Here is a 26,064-nt window from a genome sequence, read left to right as displayed (position 1 = left end):
TACTTGAACGGGTTAATTGGAAATCAGGGAAAAGCTGCATAAGTATAATTACTCACTACAAAAGTGACATACTCCCGTAGTTAACGGTCAACTGTCAACTGTCAACTGTCAACTAAAAACACTAACGGCTTGGCTAACTTCCTCAAGTTTTTGCACGACTTGACCGCGACTTAATAAAGTTTCTGCCTCAATCAAACCAGAGTTTATATCCAAACAAACTCCGCAGCGCCACAGATAAAATCCCCCGTTCCAGATAGCGGACTGCATCAATTCCGATGGTTTTCCCAGCAATACTTCCTGCATTTGTTTGAATAACTCTGGGGCTGATTCAAAGGCAGGATTTGTGTTGCTAAAACCGTAATCTCCGTGAGCTAAAAGCACTCGTTCAAACTCAGCTTCCGGCTTAGCAATGCCGATAATCGCAGTACGATCGCGCGGCAAATCGCAGCTTCCCTCCAATCCTTTGACTGTGGTATAATTTTTGATTCCCCGCAGCTCAAAGGCTTTTTGAAACATACCTTCTGTCGGGGGGTGGACGTAACCGGAGATGACGTTAACGTCGCCGGCACAGGGACACCACATCAACTCCATTGTCGAAAAAGGTGGCCGTTTACCAATTTCGCGGCGGTAGGGAACTAAAGCGGCGGCTTGAGGAAAATGCTTGGGAAGGTAAACAAAACCCAAACCCGTATTGTCAAAAACTTGCTGGACTTTTTCTAAACTCAGTTTTCTCCAGTCAACTCCCAAACCGCGCCAAATTTCAATCAAGGGAATGCCTTCCTTGGTTGGCATGGTATCGCCCCCGTGCATGAGGGTTGGCACGCCCCTAGCGGCTAAAATTAGGGCGGTTATTGGGCTAATTGGAGCCGTGCGCGATCGCCCGTCGTAAGCAACGCCAAACACGGCGACGGTAGAGACGGAAAACCCTTTTTCTCGGTTTGGGGGGGCAAGAAGGGGCCCCAATTCTTCATAAGCATCGAGCATGCCGGCTAATTCTTCCCCAGTGGGCCGTTTAATGCGGTGGGAAATCATAAAAGCTCCGATTTGAGCCGGTGTTGCTTCCCCCAGCAGCATCATCCGCGTGGCTGCTGCTGCTTCGGAGCGAGTTAAGTTTTCTCCTGTGTGTACTCCGCTGCCAATTTTTCGCAGCAATTCTCTAAATGCGTCACTCATAACTTTTGAAGTTGGTAATTGGTAGTTTGTAGTTAGTAGTTAGTAATTGGTAATTGGTAGTTAGTAATTGGTAATATTTGAATCAGTTTCAATTTAAGATTCCCAAAATTCACTTCAAAATTATCGAATTAACTGCCTGATTTTTCTAGCTTGATTACATCAAAAGGCGGCACAAATTCGCGTACCAGATTCCAGAAATGGGCGATCGGCGGAATTTGCATTCGATCGTGAGTTGTCACCAACACCACTTCGCGAGTCCAAGTCGGATCTGCGGCCAATTGACCGATCGTCGAAACCTTGGAATTTGACCGCTCTTGGGCGATCGACCGAATTGCTAAAGTGCGATCGCCCTTGGCGTCCACCAAAGCTGAATGCGGCAGTAAAGCAATCAACTCTCCCTGTCGCACCACACCCCGAAAAGCATCCAGAGTGTTGAGTTCCAAAACAGCATGAAGTTTAGCACCCATGCGTCCAAATTGTTCTTGCACCATCCGCTGCATTCCGTACCCGTCCTTAAACACCACTTGCGGGTAACAAATCAATTCCGGCCAAGGTACTCGTTCGTACTGGGCCAGGGGATGACCCGCCGCCATCAACACCTCGATCGGCTCATTGTAGAGCACCTCAACCAACATTTCCGGGGCTTGAGTAAAATAGCGGTTGTTCATCACCACCGCTATGTCCACCAAACCATCTTTGAGGACTTTCAGGGCTCGATCGCTACCGAGGGCAGTCACCCGCAATTGCACGTCTGGATAGTCGCGGCAAAACTTTTGCAGCACAGGTGGCAAATAAGCAGCGCAAACCGAGTGAATCGCAGCCACGCAGAGTTCCGGCTGCTTTCCCGCCCGTAAGTCTCCCAATTCTTCAGCAGCATTTTGCCAAGTCTGACAGATTTTGCGAGCGTGAGGTAGCAGGCATTCCCCTCCCACAGTCAGTTTCGCGTGGGCCGTGCGGTGAAACAGCGACAAACCCACTTCCGCTTCTAATCCCTGCACTTGGCGGCTAATAGTCGATTGGGTAACGCCACACTTCCGGGCCGCTTGCTGAAAGCTACCAGTTTCAGCAACTGAAAGAAATGCTTGAAGCTGCTCTAAGCGCATGGATGTTTAATTCGAGATGGTTTCAGAAATTTTACTGGAAGATTATCTGTGACATTAACCGATTTAGTAGCAGAATTTAGTAGACTTTGATACAGGTACAGATTAGTTTTGATTCCGGGGCCATACGCGGGGATGCTTGGCTCTACGAATCAATTTGCTCGGGTAGGATTTCTGAGCGCCCAAATAGAGGTCGATTCTCCCATATTGAAGGGATTTCTGAATCTGCCAAATTATCAAAAGATGGATTTAATAAAGATAAATCCATCTAATTTTCCCAGCTTGTAGCTAAACTGTTTGAATGAAGTGCACAATCATAATCGCTTCATCTATTGTGCTAAATTGCTGGGTTTATTCCTCTGCTTTAGACTTTAAAACTCGCCTTAAATTTCTTACCTCCTTGGGGATTATAGTACCTGAGTATCCCTAAACCTCTCAATAAATGTACGAATATTGCAGGCAGGTTAAAACCTGCTGTGAACTTTCATCCCCGAACTAAAGTCACTCTTGTTTTCTGTTTTTTTGTGTATAAACTAGAAATTAGCGGGTCAGCAACACAAGTGCAACTAGGATCGATCGCACAGGAAAGCCGAAATGCTGCCATTTATTAAGATTATGTCATTTAACCACAATTTTATTCCCCAAGATGGCTGTTGCCAGTGGCAACCCCAGTTGATGGGACTGCACGCGGTCAGCGATGTGTTAATTGCCTTGGCTTATTATTCAATTCCAGCACTTCTGACATACTATGCCCGGAAGCAGCGAGACGTGCCGTTGAGCAAGGGGTTTCTCCTATTGGGAGCCTGGTTTTTCTGCGGCGGGACAACTCACTTGATGCAAGTTTGGATGCTGGTGCATCCCAGCTACTGGCTGTCAAGTTCGATCGCCGTCGTTACCGCTATCATCTCTTTGTGGGCTGTAGCGTCCCTGATACCCTGGGTTCCTCAAGTGTTGGCTTTGGCTGGGGCGGCCTTTTTACCAGGAAATACGGCGCTGGAAACTGAAAAGGTCGATCGACTGCAAGCCGACTCTGCTATTAAAAATTCCGTCCCCTCCCTCACAACCGAACTCCAGCAAATTAACCAGCAATTGCTTGCAGAAATAACGCAGCGCGAGCGAGTCGAGGATCTCCTGCTTGACACTGTAGGCAAGCTGCAAGAAAGCGAAGAACGCTTCCGCGTTTTTCAGGAATTATCTCTAGACGGATTTAACGTATTCCGCAGCATCCGCGACGAATCCACAATTGTGGATTTTGAATGGGAATACGTCAATCCCGCAGCGGCCAAAATGCAACACCGTACTCCTGAAGAATTAACCGGCAAGCGATTGCTGCAAGTGCTGCCGGGTCATAAAGATAACAATTTGTTCGACCGTTACGTGCAAGTTGTAGAAACAGGAATTCCCCTCGATACCGAGATTTATTACAACAACGAAGGTATTGTCGCCTGGTTTCGGATTATGACCGTTAAATTGGGCGACGGCATTGCTATTTCTTTTAGCGATATTACTGGGCGCAAGCAAGTAGAAGCATCCCTGCGCGACGCGCTGCAAAAACTCACTTCTCATTTTGAAAATACCCCCCTAGCGGTGATTGAGTGGGATGAAAACTTTCGTCTCAGCGGGTGGTCGCCGGCGGCCCAGAAGATTTTTGGGTGGGAAAAAATAGAAGTTTTAGGCAAGCATTTTAGCGAATGGAACTTTATTTCTAAGGGCGATTTTAAAGAGGTAGAATCGGCCGTTTATAGTTTAAAAAAACCTGAAAATCGCTGCAATGTAGTTCGCAACAGCAATTATAATAAGTGGGGTTCGTTGGTACAATGCGAGTGGTACAATTCGGCTTTTTACAGCGATTCAGGACAGTTGATATCGGTGCTGTCTCTGGTTTTGGACGTGACGGAACGCTTTAAATTTCTGGAAGTGCTGCGACAGTCTGAAGAGCGGTTTCGGATTGCTGCAGAAAGTGCCAGCGATTTGATTTACGAATGGGATATCGAGACCGGGATCGTGCTGTGGTTCGGTCACGTAGACGAACATTTGGAGTACGAAAAAGGCGGATTTCCGAGGACAAGAGCAGCTTGGAACAGTATCTTGCACCCGATCGACCGCGATCGAGTTTTGGCCGCGGTCGATCGGTATTTGAGTGCGCCAGACAGTTCTGCCGCCCCATTTTTTCAGGAATACCGCGTTCAGTGCCAACGGGGTGGCTTGCTCCACTGGATCGATCGGGGCAAAGCAGTGCTTGACAAACAAGGCAATCCCTGCAAATGGATCGGCGTGATTAGCGACATCAGCGCTCGCAAAGAGGCGGAAGAACAGCGGAATTGGGCATTGGCGCGGGAACAGGCTGCCCGTCGCGAAGCCGAAGCCAGCGAACAGTTGTACCGCGTCCTCGCTGAAGCCATCCCGCAAATAGTTTGGACTGCCAGACCCGACGGCTGGCTCGACTACTACAACCAGCGCTGGTTTGAATATACCGGCTTGACGCTGGAGGAAACTCAAGGCTGGGGGTGGCAGCCAATTTTGCATCCAGATGACGTGGAAAACTGCCTAGAACGCTGGAATACCTCCGTGCAGACGGGGAGGACTTACGAGGTGGAATACCGCTTTAAACGGGCATCTGACGGGGCTTACCGCTGGCATCTGGGCAGGGCATTGCCCGTGCGGGATGCTGAGGGGAAAATCATCAAATGGTTCGGGACTTGTACTGATATTGACGATCGCCAGCGAGCGACCCAAACAGCCTATTTTCGCGCTCAAGCTTTGGCTGTGCTGTCGTCGGCTTCCCTGGATTACGAGGAGGCGCTGCAAGGTTTGGCAGATTTAACAGTACCGGCGCTGGGGGATTGGTGCTGTGTGCATTTGCTCGATGCCGACGGCTCGATCCGCTTGCACGCAGTTGCTCACTCAGATCCGAGCAAAGTCGCTCTGCTGTGGCAAATCGATCGGCGTATGCCGCTAGACCCCCAGGGACGGCACGGAGTAGCAAAGGTGCTGCGGACTGGGGAGTCGAAGCTGTACGCAGAAATACCGGAATGGGTGATCGAGGCGGTTGTGCCGGACAGGGAACTGCAGTTGGTGCTGCGATCCCAATCTCAGGTGCTGTCGGCAATCTGCGTGCCGCTGATCGCTCGCGGGCGGACGCTGGGAGCGATTTCGTTGCTGTGCGGGGAGTCGGGCCGCCGCTGCGGGGTGGAGGATTTGGTTTTGCTGGAGGATTTGGCGCGGGATGCGGCGGTGGCGATCGACAATGCGCGGCTTTACCGGGAAGCCGCGGAGGCCAACCGGATTAAAGACCAGTTTTTGGGAACGCTTTCTCACGAGTTGCGGACGCCTCTGAACGCGATTTTGGGCTGGGCGCAGATGCTGCGGCAGCGCCAGATGAGTGCCGAAAAAACGGCTGTCGGTTTGGAGACTATTGAGCGAAACGCGCGGTTGCAGACTCAGATGATTGAGGATTTGCTGGACGTTTCCCGGATTGTGAGCGGCAAAGTGTGTTTGAAGCTGTCCCCGGTGGATTTGGCACGGATTGTAGAAACGGCCGTGAAGGCGCTGAGCCTTGAGGCTGAGGCTCGGGGAATTGAATTGGTGAGTTTTTGCGGCGAAGGGGTGAGCTCGGTGAGGGGCGATGCTACTCGTTTGCAGCAGGTGGTGTCTAATTTGCTCTCGAATGCTATTAAGTTTACGCCGCCGTCGGGTCGCGTGGAAATAAGGCTCTCGGAGGATGGGGAACCGGGAGCAGCGGGTGGCGCCATCTTGTCTGGGCCGTCTCCGGTTCACTCTGTTTCGATCGTTGTCAGAGATACGGGAATTGGCATCAGCAAGGAGTTTTTGCCCTTTGTGTTCGATCGCTTCCGCCAAGCTGACAGCACTTCTACGCGCAATTACGGCGGGCTGGGACTGGGATTGGCGATCGTCCGCCATCTCGTGGAACTCCACGGCGGCAGTGTCTGGGCCGAAAGTCCTGGGGAAGGACTCGGCTCGACTTTCCGAGTGCGGCTGCCAATAATCAATAACAACAGTTAACTGTTAACTGTTGTTATTGATTATTGGTTCTTCGTTATTTTATTGATACCAGGACTCTGCTCTTGAGCGTAAGATTCATTGGTAAAATAGTAATGGCTGTGCGGTTCGTTTTTAGGGCTTACTCCATTCACCACTAACCCGAGAACGTGCTGACTTGATTTCTTCAATAGCTCCTTGGCATAAGCTACAGTACCAGAATTAAGAACTCCAGGTCGCACCACCAATAAAATCCCATCTGCTTTATTCCCCAGAATCAGAGCATCAGCAGCAACATTCAGAGAAGGAGCATCAATAATCACTGCATCATAAGTAGCCGAAAATTGCTTAATCAATAAAGTGATCCGCTGTGAATCCAACAGAGCCATTGGATTAGGCGGAATCACCCCGCAAGTCAGCACATCTAAATTATCGATAACTTGGGCGAGCGCATCCCCAAACCCAGCTTGTCCAACTATCACATTGCTCAAGCCTACTTGATTGGGAAGTTCCCAAATCTGATGTTGAACAGGACAGTGCATATCCGCATCTACCAGCAAAACCTTTCGTCCTAATTGAGCTATAGCTACAGCCAAATTAGCGGATACAGTAGACTTGCCTTCTTGCGGTAGCGAACTACTGACAACAATGACTTTCAGCTCTTTATCAGAACTCAGGAACCTCAGATTTGCCTGAAGCATTCGGTAAGCAGCACTGCTCGAAGTATGAGGAGTATCCCTAACAACAATCTGTCGGGGAGATGGCTCTAAATCTAGGGAAGTAGATTTAAGCCGCCTGGAATTGCGCCGAGTATTTTTGTCAGGCTTTTTATGAAAAGGAATCACTCCCAACAAAGTAAACCCAAACAATTCCCTCGCCTCTTCAATAGTTTTGACAGACTTATCTTGAGACTCTAAAAGCATCGCCGCAGCTATAGCAAGCAGAGTTCCCAACAAGCTGCCAGCTACCAGCAATAAAGACTTGCGAGAACGCACTGGTTCTTCCGGAACACTTGGCTTTTGGATAATCCGAGCATTCCCGACTTGCTGATTTTCTGTAATCCGAATTTCCTGGAGTTTTTTTTGCAATTCCTGATAATCAGCTTCGGCTTCTTGGAGTTTCCTTTCCAGTTCCCGCTTTTCCTTCTCTAGCTTCGGCAAAAGTTTTACCCGCTGCTTGTAGCCAGCTAGAGCATTTGATAGAATAGTAACTCGCTCAGCCAAGCCCTGGCGTTCTACATCTACCTTGATAAATTCTTCGATCAGTTTTGGTTTCACCTCTCCTATCTGTAAACTTTGATTTTGCAACGGCTGTTGCCCGCCTAAAACTTGTTGTATTTGTTGGTCTAGTAAAGCTTTCATAGTAGCTTTCTTAGTTTCTAACCTAGTTATTATAGGCGAATTGTCCAGGTAGCGATTTTGCTCAATTGCTAACTGTCGCTCTATTTGTTTGTATTCTTTGAGAGCTTCCTGCACAGTGCTAGATTGGCTGAGAGTGCTGGCGGTCAATGCTTGCTGGGGATTCATTTGTAATTCGTCTTCAAATGCTTTAGACTGAGCACGGGCATTGAGCAAATCAGACTTAGCTTGGTCGATTTGACTTTCTAGTCCTGCCATAACTGCCACTGCTGATTTAGCTTCTTCTTCAAGATTTACAACTTTATTCTCTTCTTTAAATTTGCTCAACTCTGCCGCTGCTTTCCGCATAGCTTGGTCTGAATTAGGCAGTTTTTTTTCAATAAACTGTCGAAGAGACACAGCTTCTAGGCGATTCACTTTTTGATTGTTATCTATATAAAACTTCATCAGGGTTTTGACGACATCTGCTGCTATTTTTGGGTTTTGGTGTTTGTATGAAACCGTTAGGATATCAGCTCCCCGAATAGTAGCTACTGTCAGCTTTTTAAAAAAATCTTTTGTTTTTAGTTGATTATTTTTTTCGTCTTTGAGCTGGAGTCTCTTGATAGTTTTTTCGATATTTTCGACAGAACGAATCAGTTCTATTTCGGTAGTCAGAGGGTTACTTTGCTCCGCCGCAGGAGTCAACTGTCCGATTTCTTTTCCCAATTCTGTTAAAGCAGAGCCAGGAGTTGTTTTCTTAAATAACAGCTTTCCTTCTGCTTCATAAACTGCTTTTTCCTTCAGCGTGCCGTAGGTGGTGAGTGCAACAACCGAGGCAAATACAGCTAAGGCTGGCAGCCACCTGCGCTTCAGAATCTGCCAGTATTCCTGAAATCCGATACCACTTTCAGTTGATTCCATTAGTTACTCCCGAAAAATGATTTTTTGTAAACAGTAACACCCTCGGCTTTTTAAATCATTATTGAGGATATCTATTGTATCACTTAAGTCAAGCACTGTCATGGTTTTAACAAATCTATTTGTGTTCCCCATTACAAAAAAAATTATATATTTTTGTTAATAAAAAGTAAAGAATTATAAACTTACGAGCAATATAACCAGTATTAGGAGAAGATCGACTCAGCATTAAGAGTTCAAAATTTAATCTCAAAAAATAATAAAACAACAATTAGGAGACGGGGAATATTCTTGATAATCGCCTTAATCATATCACTTGAGTGATGCCCGATTCAAAGAAAGGCTGATTAATTTCAGCGGGCAGGGTGGTATAAAAAAACACCTCAGCATTAGGTACTAGATATAGTTTTAGTAAAGTTTTTGGGTAATAGGGTGTGATGAATATGATCATAAAAAAAATTAGCAAAGTGTTGGTGGGATTAAGAACCCGTCATTTTTTGATAATCGATGCAATTTGTTTGGCGCTCGCACCGTTAATGGCCTTGGCAATTCGTTTAGATGGCATATTGAATCTGGCTCCCTACTTACAGAGCCTAGCGGTAGTTACAGTATTATTTTTAGCAGTCAAGCTTACAGTATTTTATGCGGGGGGCTTCTACAAGCGTTACTGGCAGTATGCGGGTCTGGAAGAAATGGCACAAATAACGATACTGATAGGTATATCCCTAGCAGGGGAAATTATCTTGTTCCAAGGATTATACCAGCTAAATAATTCGCCGATCGCAAATCTGCCACGCTCGCTGCCGCTACTAGACGCTATGATCAGCTTTTTGTTAGTGGCGGCGATTCGTTTCAGCATTCCAGCCCTGGAAAGATGGAACCAAAAATCGTGGAAAGTTCAGCAACGCGATCGCGTCCTGATAGTCGGTGCGGGCAGTGCAGGCACATCTCTGATGCAAACGATGCAGAGGAGCCCAGAGGTAGGACTCGATCCAATCGCTTTCATAGACGACGACCGCAAAAAAATCTCCAAGCAGATTGGCAAACTGACTGTACTCGGCAATCGCTGTAACATTCCGGAAGTAGTTCGATCGCTAAATATCGACAAAGTTATGATTGCCATCCCCTCAGCTCCGGGAAAAGAGATTAGGGAGATCGTAGAAATTTGTCAGTCAATTGGAATTCCAACCAGCACCCTCCCCGGCCTCAATGAAATCATCAACGGTCGTGTCAGTTTAGGTAGCCTCAGAGAAGTACAGATTGAGGACTTGCTCCGCCGCGAACCCATTCAAACCGATGTTGAGAAAGTCTTGGGATTGATTGGAGGTAAGAAAGTTCTAATTACCGGTGCGGGTGGCTCCATCGGCAGCGAACTTTGTCGGCAAATATTAAAGTGCGCTCCTGCGGAAATCATCATCGTCGGACACGGAGAAAATTCTGTATTCAACATTCAACAAGAATTAGGAAAAGTCCTGTCAGAACTCAAAAAAACCAGCCAAACCCCAACAGATATTACTCGCGTGACAGCCTTTATGGCCGATATTCGCTTTCGCGAGCGCTTAGAGTACGTTTTTCTAACAATGAGACCAGACATCATTTTTCATGCGGCCGCTCACAAACACGTACCCATGATGGAATTAAACCCGCCGGAAGCGATTACTAACAACGTGCGGGGGACGAAAAATCTGCTGGATCTGGCATTGAAATACAATGTGAAACAATTTGTGATGATTTCCACCGACAAAGCGGTGAATCCAACTAGCATTATGGGAGCTAGCAAAAGAGTTGCCGAAATGCTGGTGCTGCAAGCAGCCAAAAAAAGCAAAAACCCATTTGTAGTGGTTCGTTTCGGTAATGTTCTTGGCAGCCGCGGTAGCGTCGTACCTACTTTCAAGCGACAAATTGCTGAGGGCGGGCCGATCACAATTACCCATCCAGATATCACTCGCTATTTCATGACAATTCCCGAAGCAGTTCAACTGGTTTTGCAGGCAGCAGTCATCGGCAATGGCGGGGAAGTTTTCATGCTTGAGATGGGAGAACCAGTCAGAATTTTTGATTTAGCAAAAGATTTGATTCGGCTCTCAGGATATGAACTGGGCAAAGACATAGAAATCGCATTTACAGGGCTGCGGCCGGGAGAAAAATTGTTTGAAGAGCTGTTTATTCCGGGCGAGAAATACAACCGCACTAAACACGAAAAAATTCTCAGTCTTGGCAATGCCAGCCGCCTAGTGAAAGAAAATATTGACCAGGAAGTAGAAGCCCTTTGTCAAGCGAGCGATCGCAATGATGCGGATCTAATTGTCTCAATGCTACAGCAGTTAGTGCCTGAGTATGTACCAGGGTATTCAACCGCCAATTTGCACGCCAATACAGCCCCAAAAAGAACCGCTGTGGCAAAGATTAGCAGTGCAGCTATTCAGTTAGAGAATGATTTGCGGGTGGCTCTGGCAAATGAGGAGTTTCGGATTCACTATCAGCCGATCGTCTGCCTGGAAACTAATAAGATTAGTAGTTTTGAAGCGCTGTTGCGCTGGAAGCACCCGAATCGAGGTTTGCTTTGGCCAGACGAATTCCTACCAGCGGCAGAAGAAACCGGCTTGATTGTTCCTATTGGCGAGTGGGTACTGCGGCAAGCTTGCAGTCAGATGCGGATTTGGCAGTCGCAATTTCGTCTTAACGCTCCTTTAACAGTCAGCGTGAATCTGACTAGCAAACAGTTTTTCCACGCTGACTTAATCGAGACGATTGCCAAAATATTGAAAGAAACAAATCTCGCTGCTCCGAGTTTGAGGTTAGAAATTCCTGAATATGTTGTGACGGAAAATTCCGAGTTGGCTGGAGCTGTTTTTCTCAAACTTAAAACTTTAGGTGTGCAAGTACAAATCGACCACTGTGGTCTTAGTGATGTATCATTAACTCACCTCTACCAATTGACGCGGCTGAAGTATGGGAAATTCGATAGTTTGAAGCTAGATTGCTCTCTAGTCAGCGGGCTTGATGCTAGCAACCCCAACTTAGAAATTTTTCACAAAATTACTGCCATAACTCAAGAGTTAGGTATGGGCATGATTGCCACAGGAGTAGAAACGAGCTGGCAAATAGCTCAGCTAAAAGCTCTGAAATGCGTCTACGGACAGGGATACTTTTTCTCTAAGCCTGTAGAAGGCTCTAAGGTAGAAAAATTGATGGGGGCTATGCCTGTTAAAAGTTAATGGGACATTTGTGAATAATTTTGAAAGGGGAAATACACGATTGGGAATTCACCAATTAGCAAGCAGGTAATTAGTTACTAATGCAACAGTTGAAACCACTAACATTACGCCGTAATTTTTCCTGGACTTTCACTGGCAACCTCATTTATGCGGCTTCCCAGTGGGGGATGTTGGTGGTGCTTGCTAAATTGGGCAGTCCTGAAATGGTGGGTCAATTTACCTTGGGTCTAGCGGTGACAGCACCTGTTATCATGTTTACTAATCTGCAACTGCGAGGTATCCAAGCGACGGATGCGAAAGGGGACTATGTTTTCAGTGATTATCTGGGTCTGAGGTTAATTGGAACTGGGTTAGCACTCTTGATAATTGCGGGAATTACGCTCAAAGCAGGATATCGGTTGGAGACTTCGTTGGTGATTTTGGCGATCGCCCTGGCAAAGGCTTTTGAGTCGATCAGTGATGTGTTTTACGGCTTGATTCAACAACACGAACGGATGGATCGAATTGCGATCGCCCTGATGATTAAAGGGCCTTTGTCGTTATTACTTTTAGGCATCGGAGTTTCTCTGACTGGGAGTGTTGTAGGGGGAGCGATCGGATTAGCAGTTGCATGGGGTTTAGTTCTCTTCGGCTGGGATCTTCGCAATGGTAGATTAATTTTAAAGGATTCCTTGCATGGGAGAGAGCGAGAAGATTTATTAGTTGCCGATGCTGAACCTGCAAACAGCCAAAATCCCTTGTACCCGCGCTGGGATGGAAAAATTTTGGGCAAGTTAGTTTGGCTTGCTTTACCTCTGGGTTTTGTGATGATGTTGATTTCGCTGAATACTAACATTCCTCGATACTTTATCGAGCGGTATTTGGGCGAACGCGAACTGGGCATTTTCGCTGCCATGTCTTACCTGATGGTGGTTGGGCAGATGGTAGTGAGTGCGCTAGCGGAGTCTGCAAGTCCGCGACTAGCAAAATATTATGCAGCGAGAAATAGCGCTGCTTTTCGCACACTTTTGCTCAAGCTGGTGGGGGTTGGCTTGATGTTAGGTGCGGGAGGCGTTTTTGTCGCGGTTGTTGCCGGTCGGGAAATCCTAACTTTACTCTATAAACCGGAGTATGCTGAGCGGGCTGATTTGTTCGCGTGGCTGATGGTGGCTGCGGGTATGGGTTACGTTTCTTCCTTTTTGGGTTACGGGATGACGGCCGCTAGATACTTTCGGGTGCAAATGCCTTTGTTTGTTTTGGTAACGGGGAGTTCTGCGATCACTTGTTTCTGGTTAATTCCGACACAGGGAGTCCGAGGGGCGGCACTCGCGCTGATCGTTGGGGCGATGGTTCAAGCAGTTTTTAGTTTTACAGTCATTGCTTATGCACTATACAGACTCGACAGATATCAAGGCACACAATCAAATATCGACTAAGCAGCGTCCGATCCGTATTCTTCATGTCGTCGGCGGTATGAATCGGGGCGGAGTGGAAACTTGGCTGATGAACGTTTTGAGACATATCGATCGCGATCGCTTCCAGATGGACTTTGTAGTTAACACTGAGAAACCCTGTCCTTACGATGCTGAAGCTCGTTCTCTTGGTAGCAAGATTATCCCCTGCCTCAATCCTGCAAAACCTTGGCTGTACGCTCGCAACTTTAAACGAATTTTACGCGAATACGGGCCCTATGACATAGTTCACAGTCACGTCCATCACTTTAGCGGTTACGTTCTCTATTTGGCGAAACAAGCAGGCGTACAGATTCGCGTTGCCCACAGCCATAACGATACCTCTGCCATTGATGCCAAAGCCGGATTCCACCGGCGCTTGTATCTAACTTTAACCAAATGGTTAATCGATCGATATGCAACAATTGGTTTGGCTGCTAGCTGCCAAGTAGTAGAAGTATTATTCAACCAAACTTGGAAAACGGACTCGCGTTGTCGAATTCTTTACTGTGGCGTAGATTTGACACCCTTCCGCGATATAGTTGATTCTGTTGCCGTTCGCGCTGAACTTGGCATCCCTGCTGATGCCTTTGTCATAGGTCACGTCGGCAGATTTGAGGAACAAAAGAACCACAGATTTCTTATAGATATTGTGGCAGAAATTGCCAAGCGAGAACCTAATATACACTTGCTGCTTATAGGTGACGGTTCGCTGCGATCGGAGATTCAACAAAAAGTAATTCAAAATGGCTTGGTTAACCGCGTTACCTTCGCGGGTCTGCGACCTGACATTCCTCAACTCATGTTGGGTGCTATGGATCTCTTTCTATTACCTTCGATTCACGAAGCGTTGGGTTTAGTATTAATTGAGGCACAGGCAGCAGGACTGCCTTGTGTCTTTTCAGATGTTGTTCCAGAGGAAGCTAATGTAGTCAAACCTCTGGTGCGGCAAGTTTCTTTGTCTCACTCAGCATCTGACTGGGCAGAAGCGGTTATATCTGCAAGGAGTGGTGCATCAGCTATTACCCAAGCCGATACTCTACCTGTCCTGGAAAACAGCCATTTTAATATTGCAGTCAGCCTCCAAAAGCTGACAGAGGTTTATGAAGTTAACTTCATGATGAACTGATATTAATTGCGTGTTCTTGGGAGCAATAATCGCTATATTACAGGTATGTATTGTATTTGAGTTGATAGTCAAGCAACGCCAATTATGAAAAAAACTAGCAGGTTTTAAACGAGACTGTATGGTTGTCAAATATATAACTTTATGCTAAGAGCAACAATTATTACCATCCTTTTATCCGTTTTATTTGGCGGCACGTCTCTTATTGGGTTGGGCAATGCAGAGATACCTCTCGACCCGGCAATTCTGAGATTGCGCTATCTGCTAGTCGGCACAACTTTACTAATTCTTATCCTCATGTCCCCCTTTAAACAGTGGGGTTTCCACCGTCAAGCTCGACCTCTCCTCTTACTGTGGATTTTCTTCGCCTGCGGATTACTCATATCGGGAGTTGCTAACAATGACACAACTATTTTTAGGGACGGGTTGTGGCAAATGATTGCTGTACCGTTAATTCTGTTTAATGCTGTCCCAAAGGCGATGAAAGAAAATGCCAACTTGCTAATGGGAATGGGACTTTTCCTCGGTCACCTTCCCTATATTGTTACGTCTATTGTCTCGTATCCACCTGGTAATGGTACGCTGTATCGTGGCGTATTTGCCAACTCGAATCAAATGGGATTTACCTGTGCCACAATGTCTGCGGGTTTATTTATTTTGTTGATTGGTGCTTGGTCTGCCAAAAAAGATGTGCGGTATTTATTGCCGATATCTGCTGCTCTGTTGATCTGTTTTGTGCTGATAATTTTAGCCAACTCCCGGACTTCAATGATTGTATGTTTTATCATGTTTTTTTTGTTTTTTAGCGAGGTGGTAAAAAATCCTAAAGCAGTAAAAAAAATTATCGCGATCGCCACTGTGGCTGTGACGGCAGTCTTGCTATTTGGAGGGGAACAAATTGAGGCTATAAATAAGACTCTCAACAACAACTTTGAAGCTAAGGAAGGTTTGAGCGGGAGAGATCGCATCTGGGGACAGACATTAGATGAATCAGATTTACTGGGTCACGGCAGCAATTACTTTAAGTTAAACTTTGGACTGGGAGGACACAACACAATTATTGAAGTCATCGGACAAAATGGCATTATAGCAGCAAATTTGCTAGTCGCTTTTGCGATCGCGAGTTTATTCTATACTTACGCCTATTTCAAAACTTATGCCAAAGAGGATTGTGCTGCGCTCGCTCCCTTCCTGATTACAGTATGCTTTTGGTTTTTATCTATGGCTGAAGGGATGTTTGGCTCATTAGGTAATGCCATGACACTTGCCTATATGCTGTCTATAGGTATTGTAATATCAAGGCCGCTCTCCGGGAAAATGCAGGATTAGGAATGCAGAAGGTATCATAAAAAAAAATACTTCTGATTTAAAGGATTTTTTACAATCACCCCATTAAATAAAAAACGCCGACATGAATCACAGAAACTTGAAAAAAAATAGTAATAAGTTGCGAGGATTAACGCTCTTCGCATCTCTCTTAATATCGGTAATTATTTTGGCTTTAGCTTATTCTCAGATTTTAAAGGTCGGCTCATACTGTCCTCCTGCTGTTGCCGCACCTGTCACTCTAACTCCCAAAAACCAGCGAATAGTCGAGATTCGGGTTGACGGAACTACGGTGATTGACAACAAACCATTTTTTCCCTTCGGTTTCTATCATGTTTCCTGGAAATCGACTGCCCAAGAGCGCAAGTCGGCACTCCGAGACATCGCTGCTGCTGGATTTAACACAATTCACGCTTCGGCTACCAACATCGATGATTATGGAGAATTTTTAGACGAAGCAGAGCGGCTGGGAGTATATGTTTTAACAGAGCAAAATTCTATTGGACTCCTGAATTTAATCAACGCTTTTAAACAAAAACCTGCTGTACTCGGCTGGAGTATGGCTGACGATGTTGAAAACGGCAAATGGAGTGTAGATAATCTGTTCAAATCTTACCGACAAGCGAAGACAGCCGATCCCAATCACATCACTTATATTAGTGGCTACTCAAATAAACTCAAGCAGTTTGCTAATTGTTCTGATGTGATTGCGAGGCAATCTTATCCTATTAAATTGAGGAAACCAGAAGAATTGCCTGCGACTTATTCTGACATATCAGATGCACGGGAAGCCGCTGCTAAATTCAATCGCTCCACTTATGCTAATTTACAAACATATAACTGGGACTCGCACTCTTCTAAAAAATACGATGGCTCTCAAGCCCCTACCTTTCAAGAAGTGCGAAATATGACCTATCAAGCTTTACTTGCAGGGACAAAAGGGATTCTATACTACACTTATCACGATTCGTCTTGGCATTTGCCAGACAACCCGGATTTGTGGGAGGGAGTTAAATCTTTAGTGCCTGAATTGAAATCAATTAGTCCGCTATTACTTGATGGAGAGTTCCAAAAAATTGATACCAAGATGTCGAATATAGTAGCGGGGATATGGACACGCGAAAACCAAGGTGTCGCTGTTGTGGTCAACAGCAATTACGGGAAACCAAGAGAAGTGGCTCTTGAACTTCCGATCGCAGTTAGGGAAGCGCGATCGATGTTTCAAAATCGACCAGCCGGTATGGCAGTCAAGGGAGGTAAACTTTTTGGGTCGATCGACCCTTTAGACGTTCACGTTTACAGACTTATTCTGTGACGATACCAGAGTGCCGTGACCGATAGGTGCGATCGCTATTGGCAGAATGAATGACAACAAACAACTTATTAATCAAATGTAGAAATGTTTTTGTTAAAGGAGTTACCGATTGTATGAGAGTAGTTGTAGCTGTTGAACACCGCTTTGTTCGCACGCCCGACGGGGCTGTGTGGACGCAGACAATGTTCGCCCATTCCTACTGGCAGCGTTACTTTGAGGTATTTGACGAGATCCTGGCAGTAGCCCGCGTGCGCGACGTACCTGATGTGCCTTCTGACTGGAAGCGAGCTGACGGGGAAAGAGTTTCCTTTGCAGCAATACCTTACTATATAGGCCCCTGGCAGTACCTCTTCAAGGCCTGGCAGGTTCAGCAGGCTGCCAGAAAAGCTGTCCGCACAGAGGATGCTGTGATTTTTTATCTTTCTTCTCAAATTTCGTCCTGTATCGAACCGATGTTGCGCCGGATGGGCCATCCCTACGGCATTTATGTCATCGCCGACCCTTACGACGTATTCGCTCCGGGCTCAGTCAAAAGCCCCCTGCGCCCCTTTTTCCGCTGGTGGTCGCCACGTCGGCTGAGAGAGCAGTGCGCGAATGCTAGCGCCGCTGCTTACATTACAGAAAAGGCTCTCCAGCGCCGATATCCGCCAAATCCAGGGGTTTTTACCGCTCACTATTCGATGACGGAATTGCCGGATTTAGCATTTGCGGCAGCACCGCGATCGCACTTTCGGGAAAAGCAGTCGCTGACCTTGATTACAGTGGCCAGTTTGGCTCAACTTTACAAGGCTCCCGACGTACTCATCGATGCCGTTGCTGTTTGCGTCGGGGAGGGACTAGATATCAAGTTGGTTATAGTTGGAGACGGGCAGTATCGTCAAAAACTGGAAGCACGAGCTCAAACATACGGTTTGGGCGATCGGGTTTGTTTCCGAGGTCAGTTGACTGCTGGTGATGTGGTACGCAATCAATTGGATCTAGCTGACATTTTCGTTCTTCCTTCCCATCAGGAAGGTTTACCTAGAGCAATGGTGGAAGCAATGGCGCGCGCATTACCCTGCATCGGCTCCACAGTAGGAGGCATCCCAGAACTGCTCCCCCCGGAAGATTTAGTACCCCCTGGTGATGTAGCAGCTTTGGCCGGCAAAATCCGAGAGGTGACGACTGACCCAAAACGCATGGCTCGAATGTCGGCCAGGAATTTGGAAAAAGCTAAAGAGTACCGCGATGAAGTTCTCCGAGAACAACGGAATGAATTTTACCGCTACGTGCGAGAGATGACTGAAGCTTGGTTGAAGGAAAAACAAAAAATATGAACAAACTTCTAATTATCACTACTATTCCAGGTACTCTTGATTTTTTCCTGCCTCTAACCAAGCACTTACGCGCTCAAGGTTGGCGGGTAGATGCAATGGCGAAAGAACTTTCTACTACCAAGGAATACCCAGATTTGTTCGATCGCGTTTGGGATGTCGAGTGGTCGCGCAACCCTCTAGATCCCAAAAACTTGCTCGCGGCTCCCCAACAAATTCGTCAGGTGTTTGCTCAACAACAATACAACTTAGTAAATGTTTCCACACCAGTAGCTGCCTTTGCGGCCCGCTATGCTCTTAACAATTGGAGAAAGCAGGGAAAACTAAAGGTAATCTACACTGCTCAAGGTTTTCACTTCTACCAGGGAGGCGCACCCCATAAAAATGCTATATTCTTGGGACTAGAAAAGATTGCTGGGCCTTGGACAGACTATTTAGTAGTAGTGAATCGGGAAGATGAGTCAGCAGCAAAGCGCTATGGACTCATTTCTCCCGAACGAGTTCGTTATATCCCCGGAACTGGTTTAAATCTTGATCGCTTTAGTCCCAATGCTATTTCCGAATCTGAGATAATGCGAGTACGTCAAGAGTTAGGATTAGCACCGGAAAACTCTTTGTTTTTGTCGGTAGCTGAATTTATTCCCCGCAAACGTCCTGGGGATATTTTAAAGGCATTTGCCCAACTCGGTCGCTCTCAAGTACATTTAGCCTTCGCCGGAAATGGACGAATTTTCCAGGAAATGCAGCAACTCGCAGCCAAGTTGGGAATTCAAAACCAAGTACATTTTTTGGGGCGACGGAGGGATATCCCAGTTTTAATGCGTGCGTCTGTAGCTACTTTGATTGCTTCTGCACAAGAAGGACTTCCCAATTGCGTGATGGAATCTTTGTGCATGGAAACCCCCGTAATTGGTACAGAAATTCGTGGCACTCGCGATTTATTAGTAGATGGAAATGGGCTGCTGGTAAAATTGGGAGATATCAACGGAATGGCTGAAGCAATGGCATGGATTTTAGATCGTCCAGAGGAAGCTCAAAAGATGGGCAAGCGCGGACGAGAAGATATGGTTAATTATGACGTACCACATATCCTAAATCTATACGAAACTCTGTATAGCGATGCTTTGTCTTAGAAGGTGAATCAAATCTTTAAACAGTAGGAGAAATAGGTTATGAATTAAAAAAAGTTTTTATTTTTTTATACTATATTATCCCACGTATCTATTACTGAGGTTGAAATGAATACTCAAATAATTGATTTAACAGATAATTTGTGGCTAGAAACACTCTCAAAACTACGCCACGACATTTATCATTTACCTGAATACGTTTATTTAGAATCACTTAGGAATAAGGCTGCTGCTGAAGCTATCTTAATATTTGAGGCTGACAAAATCTTTTTCTTGCCATATTTTTGTCGTCATTGTGATGGTTTAGTTGAAGAAAAATTAGCGACCGAAGATTTTTTTGATGTCGTATCTCCTTACGGTTATCCCGGTATCGTGTTGAGCGAAGCAGCAGCAAAGGACAGAGAGTTTGTCAAGTTAGCAATGAATCAGCTAATATCTGCATTACGTGCTAAGGGAGTGTGTTCGGCATTCTTTCGACTTCATCCTATACTTAACCAAGGTTTTGAAGAAATTTTAGATCCTGAAATCTGCCAAATAACTGGAGAAACTATATCTATTGATTTGAGACTTTCTGAAGCTGAAATTTGGCAACAAACTCAAAAGAGTCAGAGAAAGCAAATTAGTAGATGTAAGCGAGATGGTTTTACTGCCAGAATGGTTCCATTAATACCTTATGTTGATGAATTCACCCAGGTATATCATGAAACAATGAGGCGAGCAAGTTCTGTAGAATATTATTATTCGTTTGATTCTAACTATTTTTTACAGTTGGCAGAGGCACTAGGCGAAAAACTCCACTTGTGCCTTATTGAATTAAACAATCAAATTGCTTCTGCTGGTTTGTATACTGAATGCTGTGGCATAGTTCAGAGCACTTTTGGGGGGACAAGAACAAAGTTTTTAAAACAATCTCCTAACAGTTTAAGAGTAGATTATGCTCGCTCCTGGGCTAAGGAACGTGGCAATGATTTTTTGCATATGGGGGGTGGTGTTGGCAGTTATAAGGATGGTGTTTACAATTTTAAAGCAACTTTCTCCGAGCAAAGACATAATTTCCTAACGATGCGCTTAATTATAGATGAAGAAAAATATCGTTATCTGGTTGAATTGCGAGCGAAATCTTTAAATACTGAGACTGAAGAGTTATTGAATTCAAACTTTTTCCCAGCATATCGTTCTATCGACAGCGGTTGGAAAAAATCTACGAATTCTGAATAAACTAAACATGAGATTCATTAATTTTGAGAAGTATAAAATGAAGATTAAAGTAATTGATTTGTCAGACATTTGTGGCGAGAAACACTATAAAAAATACGCCACGATATCTATCATGTGCCTGAATATCTATATTTGGAGTCTATTAGGAACAATGCCCTAGCAGAAGTTATTGTGATAGCTGAAGAGGATCAAATATTTTTTCTACCTTATTTGTTACGTCGGTGTGATGACATATTTGACCAAAGTTTAGCAACACAAGATGTTTTTGATGTTGTCTTCCCTTACCCTCGTACCTGCTTAAGTTGTCTGCGCTTACCCTCGTACCTGCTTAAGCGGGTACTCCGCCCGTAAGCGCCAAGAGATTTTTTTGAATGTAGAGCTAGGTATGCAACCATAATTAACGTCTTTTTGAAAAATCAGCGAGCGTCCCCATCCTCAAAATGTTACAAAAAATTCATAAAACAGCGACGTTTTTTAAATTTTATGTAAAAGTCAGCGATCGTCCCAACCATAGGTTCACAAAAGCTTCATGAAACACCGAAGTTATTTAAAGTTTCTGTAAATTTGACAGAATTCATTATCGTATAAACCCGGAGCCTGCAAAAATCAGGGAAGTACAGTAAATTGCTGCTGGGGTGTAGAATCATGAGTATTTACGAATTACTAGCGCTCAAATCAAAGTCACAAAGAGCGCAACTTAATCAAGTAGTAAATCCCAAAAAATTCAGCCACTTGGTTAAGTGGGTATTAGATAGATTATGTGCAGCGATCGCCCTTTTGGTTTTCTCTCCCGTAATATTAACAGTTGCGATCGTCATTTACATCCGCATGGGCGGCCCAATCTTTTTTTGCCAACCCCGTCCCGGTAAAAACGGTCGCGTTTTCAATTTCTACAAGTTTCGCACCATGACAAACGATTGCGATGCTGATGGCAATTTGCTGCCCCACGAACAGCGTCTCATACCTCTGGGTCAATTTCTTCGCAAAACCAGTCTGGACGAACTCCCTCAACTCTGGAACGTTCTCAAAGGTGACATGAGTTTTGTCGGGCCTCGTCCTTTACTCGTCAGATACCTCGATCGCTATACTCCAGAACAAGCACGCCGCCACGAAGTTATGCCTGGAATTACGGGTTGGGCTCAAGTCAATGGTCGCAATACTATTAGCTGGGATGCTAAATTCAAACTAGATGTTTGCTATGTCGATAATTGGAGTTTGTGGTTTGACTTGAAAATTCTGTTTCTGACAGTATTGAAAGTCTTGAAAAGAGACGGAATTAACCAAGAAGGTTATGCTACATCCCCAGAATTCACAGGTGTGCTTGACGATTCCAAAACTAGCAGTGTTCTCCGGTAGCGGTTCGTTTATTAAAACAGACTAAAGATTTTTGAGAGTCCTCTAAAAAAGACTTAAGCTATGAGCCAGGGGTTAAATCCCCTGGCTTCTCTGATTGCTCAATCTAGAAGAAACTAAAACGACACAAAGAAAAATATAATTATTTAGTGGGAGGGCGGGTCAAATTTTTAAACATTCAGCCTGAATAACTCCTCAAGTCAAACTTTTTTCCAGCCTATCGTTCTCCTAAATGAGAGTAAAATGACAAAACAAATCCTCCTCTCAACACCTCACATGGGTTCCCTCGAACAGGAGTTCGTCAAAGAAGCCTTTGATACCAACTGGATCGCCCCCGTCGGCCCCCATGTGGATGCTTTCGAGCAAGAATTCTGCGAAGTAGTTGGCGCTAAACACGCAGCGGCTGTTAGTTCCGGTACCGCAGCTTTGCATTTGGCTTTACAATTAATTGGTGTCGGTTCGGGAGATGAGGTTTTTTGCTCGACTCTGACTTTTATTGCGACTGCTAGCCCAATTACTTATCTTGGCGCCAAACCAGTTTTTATTGATAGCGATCGCACTTCTTGGAATCTCAACCCCGATTTGTTCCGAGAAGCACTTGACAAACGAGCAAAAATTGGTAAATTACCCAAAGCTGTTGTAATCGTACACCTCTACGGTCAAAGTTGCGATCTCGACCCAATTCTAGAAGCTTGCAATGCTTATGAAATTCCGCTAATAGAAGATGCGGCAGAATCTCTAGGGGCTACCTATAAAAATAGATCGCCTGGAAGCTTTGGCAAAATCGGCATTTTCTCATTCAACGGTAATAAAATTATCACCACTTCCGGCGGCGGAATGTTAGTTTCCGACGACCCAAAACTTGTAGAAAAAGCTCGTTTTTTGGCGACACAAGCCCGTGACCCCGCTCCTCATTACCAACACTCAGAAATTGGCTACAATTACCGTCTCAGCAATGTTTTAGCGGGAATTGGTCGGGGTCAATTACGGGTTTTGGAGGAGCGAGTTGAAGCTAGACGACGAAATTTTGACTTTTACAAACAAGCTTTAGGAAACTTGCCGGGAATTGAATTTATGCCGGAAGCAGCCTTTGGACGCGCTACTCGCTGGCTGACTTGTTTAACAATCGATCCGGCCGCTTTCGGTGCAGATAGAGAACAAGTTCGCCTAGGGCTTGCTGAAGAGAAAATAGAAGCGCGTCCTGTTTGGAAACCTTTACATTTACAGCCAGTATTTGCTGATTGCGAATGTATGGGCGGTGCGGTTGCCGAAGAGTTATTTGAGTACGGGCTTTGTTTGCCTTCGGGTTCTAATTTAACTGATGAAGATTTAGAGCGGGTGACAAGTGCGATCGCCCAAATTCACAAAGAAAATCGATGATATAGCCGAAGGAATTTCGGCTACGGATTTTGTAACGGATGTAACTGAGGTCAGGAAGAAGAAAGATGCGAGCGCTATTATTATATCCCTGAATTTTTCAAGAAGTTGGGGAGTTAGGTATTTTGTCTTTTGATTAATTTTCTTGCCATTCTTGCAGGGCGATCGCAATTCCCTCTTTCAATCTCGGTTCGAGACTCTCTTCCTTAACTAAGCTTTCTAATTTCTGCCTAGCCTCGGCAGAACCTAGCTGTTTGATCCCTGCCATGCAGTGTAGCCTGACGCTGCTGTCTGCGTCGCCCAACATTGAAATCAGAGCATCTAGCCCTCTCATATCTCGTAATTGCCCTAACCCTAAAGCTAAAGATTGTTTGATTCCCACAGACTGTACAGCGGGATGACCGGTTTGCAGCAAATCGATCATAATTTCAGCAGCTTTGGCTTTTAATTCCGGCTTTTCCACTCGCCCTAAAACAGTGACAATCTCTTGACAAACAGGAGAGTTTATATTAGAATATTGGGCACTTAAAGTTTGCTGCAAATATGCTAAAGCGGTTGCAGTTTCCATCCAGCTTAGGGCGCGCACAGTTTCGATTTGCAATTCCACCGGAGTTGTGGGCGATCGCAGCAATTCAAATAAAGCAGCAGCAGCAGCATCGGTTTTCACTCGCCCGATCGCGATCGCCGCTTGCTGACAAACTTCTAATCGGATGTCCGAAAGCAAAGGTTTGAGCAAGTTAACTAAATCTAATTCTGCATCTAAATAGGCGCGCACACCGAGAGCTCGCACGGCTTCTTTTCTGACTGCTGTCGCCGGATCTTTGAGTGCTGCTACCAGTACCGGCGGGATGCGGGAATCGTGAAAGCTACTCAGGGCCTCGATTGCGGCTGCTCGCACCGCAACTTGAGAGTCTCCGACTACGCTCAACAGCGGTGGGATGGTTTCGGTGCGCCGAATTTGGGCGAGTGCTGCTGTAGCAAACTGTCGCGAGTCTTCTTGGAGTAGGAGAGTTGCGAGGGATTCTATGGCTGTCGGGCCGAAATTCCCTAGGGTTTCGGCGGCGATTTGGCTCAATTCTTCGTCGGAATTTTTGACTAATTCTACTAAAGCTTGAATCACTTCCGGGCGATTCCCTACGGGATAGCTTCGCTTCACAAACTTTCCGAGGATGCGGGCGGCGAACCACCGGGGTTCGGTGTCTGCGTCTTCGTCTTCGAGCACGGCAATTAAAGGTGCGATCGCGCCATTTCCCAGATTTGGCAATACTTTAGCAATTTCCCAGCGGTCTTGAAAATCGCCCGATTTTAAGGCTTCTATTGCTAAACTGACAGCTTGCTCTAAAATGTGTTCTTCCTGCGGCTTGCTACCGTCGGCTGTCACTTGCTGCAAGCATTCGACTAACCCTGGCCAGTTTTGGCGATCGGCCGCGACTTGTGCTTTTTGTAAAATATTATACATGATTTTAAATTAAGTTCGATCGATAAGCAAGGTTTTTTGCTGCTAGGTCAGAGCCGGATGGAGCTACTTTTTACGAATCTTTTGCTACAATTATCCATTTTTTAACATTTTTGTCAATCCATCATAACTGGTAAAATGGAAGTAAAGCATTAATTTCATGCAGTTAAGGCATCAAGCTATACTTTTTGTAATTTAAAATACGCAATATTCCTAATTAAAAATTAACAAATGAAGAAAGCTCTACTTTTAGTAAACCAGCACTCCCGAAAAGGGCAAAAGCTATTATCTCAAGCCACTGTAAAATTAGAAGCACTGGGTTTTGAGTTAATGGTAGAATCTACCGACCACGCCCACGAACTTTCCGACACTATTCGCCGCTACCAAAATCGAGTCGAATTAGTAATAATTGGCGGTGGCGACGGCACTCTCAACGCCGCCATAGAAGGTTTGATAGACACCAAGTTACCCTTGGGTATTTTGCCGATGGGAACGGCTAACGACCTAGCCCGCACTCTGGGAATTCCTACAGATTTATCAGCAGCTTGTCAAGTAATTGCCAGCGGTAAAGTTCGGCTAATAGACTTGGGTTGGGTTAACGGCCAACATTTTTTTAATGTTGCGAGTTTGGGATTGAGCGTGCAAATTACCCAGCGGCTGACTAAAAACGTCAAGCAGCGCTGGGGAATTTTAGCTTATGCTTTTACTGCTTTGCAGACAATTTTGTCAGCGCGACCGTTTCGAGCCGAAATTAAGGTAAACAACCAATCTTTTAATGTTAAAACTATTCAAATAGCCATTGGCAACGGCCGCTATTACGGCGGCGGGATGACAGTTGCCGAGGATGCCACAATCGACGACAAGCGACTGGATTTGTACAGTTTGGAAACAAAAAACTGGTGGGAAATCATTGGTTTACTGCCGGCTATGAAGCAAGGAAATCATACCAGTCGGCCTAACGTTCGCACATTGCAAGCTCAAGAATTTGAGGTTAATACTAGCAAACGCCGTCCGATTAATACTGACGGTGAAATCACAACTTACACGCCTGCAAAATTTCGAGTGATTCCCCAAGCTTTAGCAGTTATAGCTCCTTCATAACTCACAACTTATATATATTTGTGTTGTAGAACAGGCATCTTGCCTGTTCATATATATTTGTGTTGTAGAACAGGCATCTTACCTGTTCATATATAATTATGTTGTGGAACAGGCATCTTGCCTGTTCATATATTAGCCACGGGCAAGATGCCCGTGCCACAATTAATGAAT

The 26,064-nt window shown here is 45.4% G+C and carries 16 protein-coding genes; 12 read left to right on the top strand and 4 right to left on the bottom strand.

Annotated features, from left to right (window positions below):
* Window positions 1-108: 108 nt before the first annotated feature.
* Together QUB24_RS24465 and QUB24_RS24460 are read right to left on the bottom strand one after the other, a co-directional pair.
* Window positions 109-1,173 (bottom strand): anthranilate phosphoribosyltransferase family protein, encoded by a 1,065-nt coding sequence (locus tag QUB24_RS24465; protein ID WP_333156122.1) that lies wholly within the window; start codon window positions 1,171-1,173, stop codon window positions 109-111.
* 128 nt (window positions 1,174-1,301) lie between these two features.
* A complete protein-coding gene (locus QUB24_RS24460) occupies window positions 1,302-2,276 on the bottom strand; it encodes a LysR family transcriptional regulator (protein WP_333156120.1) in 975 nt (324 codons plus the stop codon).
* A gap of 591 nt (window positions 2,277-2,867) precedes the next feature.
* On the opposite strand from QUB24_RS24460, the gene QUB24_RS24455 reads away from it, so the two are divergent.
* Entirely contained in the window at window positions 2,868-6,296 is a 3,429-nt protein-coding gene (locus tag QUB24_RS24455) for a PAS domain S-box protein (protein WP_333156119.1), read from the top strand.
* 20 nt (window positions 6,297-6,316) lie between these two features.
* Here the strand turns inward: QUB24_RS24455 and QUB24_RS24450 are convergent, their stop codons facing one another.
* Window positions 6,317-8,533 (bottom strand): polysaccharide biosynthesis tyrosine autokinase, encoded by a 2,217-nt coding sequence (locus tag QUB24_RS24450; RefSeq protein WP_333156118.1) that lies wholly within the window; start codon window positions 8,531-8,533, stop codon window positions 6,317-6,319.
* A 440-nt stretch (window positions 8,534-8,973) separates the two neighbouring features.
* On the opposite strand from QUB24_RS24450, the gene QUB24_RS24445 reads away from it, so the two are divergent.
* From QUB24_RS24445 to QUB24_RS24400, 10 genes are all read left to right on the top strand, one after another.
* Window positions 8,974-11,748, top strand: a complete 2,775-nt coding sequence (locus tag QUB24_RS24445; RefSeq protein ID WP_333156117.1) for a polysaccharide biosynthesis protein — start codon at window positions 8,974-8,976, stop codon at window positions 11,746-11,748.
* Window positions 11,749-11,828: 80 nt separating this feature from the next.
* On the top strand, window positions 11,829-13,163 hold the full coding sequence (locus tag QUB24_RS24440) for an oligosaccharide flippase family protein (RefSeq protein WP_333156116.1): 1,335 nt from the start codon (window positions 11,829-11,831) through the stop codon (window positions 13,161-13,163).
* Complete coding sequence (locus QUB24_RS24435; protein ID WP_333156114.1) at window positions 13,111-14,307, top strand: glycosyltransferase family 1 protein; 1,197 nt, start codon at window positions 13,111-13,113, stop codon at window positions 14,305-14,307. Before QUB24_RS24440 ends, QUB24_RS24435 begins: the two co-directional genes overlap by 53 nt.
* Before the next feature lie 141 nt (window positions 14,308-14,448).
* Entirely contained in the window at window positions 14,449-15,633 is a 1,185-nt protein-coding gene (locus tag QUB24_RS24430; protein ID WP_333156112.1) for an O-antigen ligase family protein, read from the top strand.
* Between the two features lie 82 nt (window positions 15,634-15,715).
* On the top strand, window positions 15,716-16,945 hold the full coding sequence (locus tag QUB24_RS24425; protein WP_333156111.1) for a hypothetical protein: 1,230 nt from the start codon (window positions 15,716-15,718) through the stop codon (window positions 16,943-16,945).
* A 113-nt stretch (window positions 16,946-17,058) separates the two neighbouring features.
* Entirely contained in the window at window positions 17,059-18,261 is a 1,203-nt protein-coding gene (locus QUB24_RS24420; RefSeq protein ID WP_333156110.1) for a glycosyltransferase family 4 protein, read from the top strand.
* Entirely contained in the window at window positions 18,258-19,391 is a 1,134-nt protein-coding gene (locus QUB24_RS24415) for a glycosyltransferase (RefSeq protein WP_333156109.1), read from the top strand. Before QUB24_RS24420 ends, QUB24_RS24415 begins: the two co-directional genes overlap by 4 nt.
* A gap of 105 nt (window positions 19,392-19,496) precedes the next feature.
* Entirely contained in the window at window positions 19,497-20,606 is a 1,110-nt protein-coding gene (locus QUB24_RS24410) for a FemAB family protein (RefSeq protein WP_333156107.1), read from the top strand.
* Window positions 20,607-21,251: 645 nt separating this feature from the next.
* Complete coding sequence (locus tag QUB24_RS24405) at window positions 21,252-21,962, top strand: sugar transferase (RefSeq protein ID WP_333156106.1); 711 nt, start codon at window positions 21,252-21,254, stop codon at window positions 21,960-21,962.
* A 240-nt stretch (window positions 21,963-22,202) separates the two neighbouring features.
* Entirely contained in the window at window positions 22,203-23,339 is a 1,137-nt protein-coding gene (locus QUB24_RS24400; RefSeq protein WP_333156104.1) for a DegT/DnrJ/EryC1/StrS family aminotransferase, read from the top strand.
* A 133-nt stretch (window positions 23,340-23,472) separates the two neighbouring features.
* Here QUB24_RS24400 and QUB24_RS24395 read toward each other — a convergent pair whose 3' ends face one another.
* Window positions 23,473-24,795, bottom strand: a complete 1,323-nt coding sequence (locus tag QUB24_RS24395; RefSeq protein WP_333156103.1) for a HEAT repeat domain-containing protein — start codon at window positions 24,793-24,795, stop codon at window positions 23,473-23,475.
* Window positions 24,796-25,023: 228 nt separating this feature from the next.
* Between QUB24_RS24395 and QUB24_RS24390 the strand changes: the two genes are divergently transcribed.
* Window positions 25,024-25,893, top strand: coding sequence for a lipid kinase (locus QUB24_RS24390; RefSeq protein WP_333156102.1), 870 nt, complete (start codon window positions 25,024-25,026; stop codon window positions 25,891-25,893).
* Window positions 25,894-26,064 lie beyond the last annotated feature (171 nt).

This window comes from Microcoleus sp. B9-D4 (assembly GCF_036705105.1).
Lineage (GTDB): Bacteria > Cyanobacteriota > Cyanobacteriia > Cyanobacteriales > Microcoleaceae > Microcoleus.
This window is presented reverse-complemented; position numbering and strand designations above follow the sequence as displayed.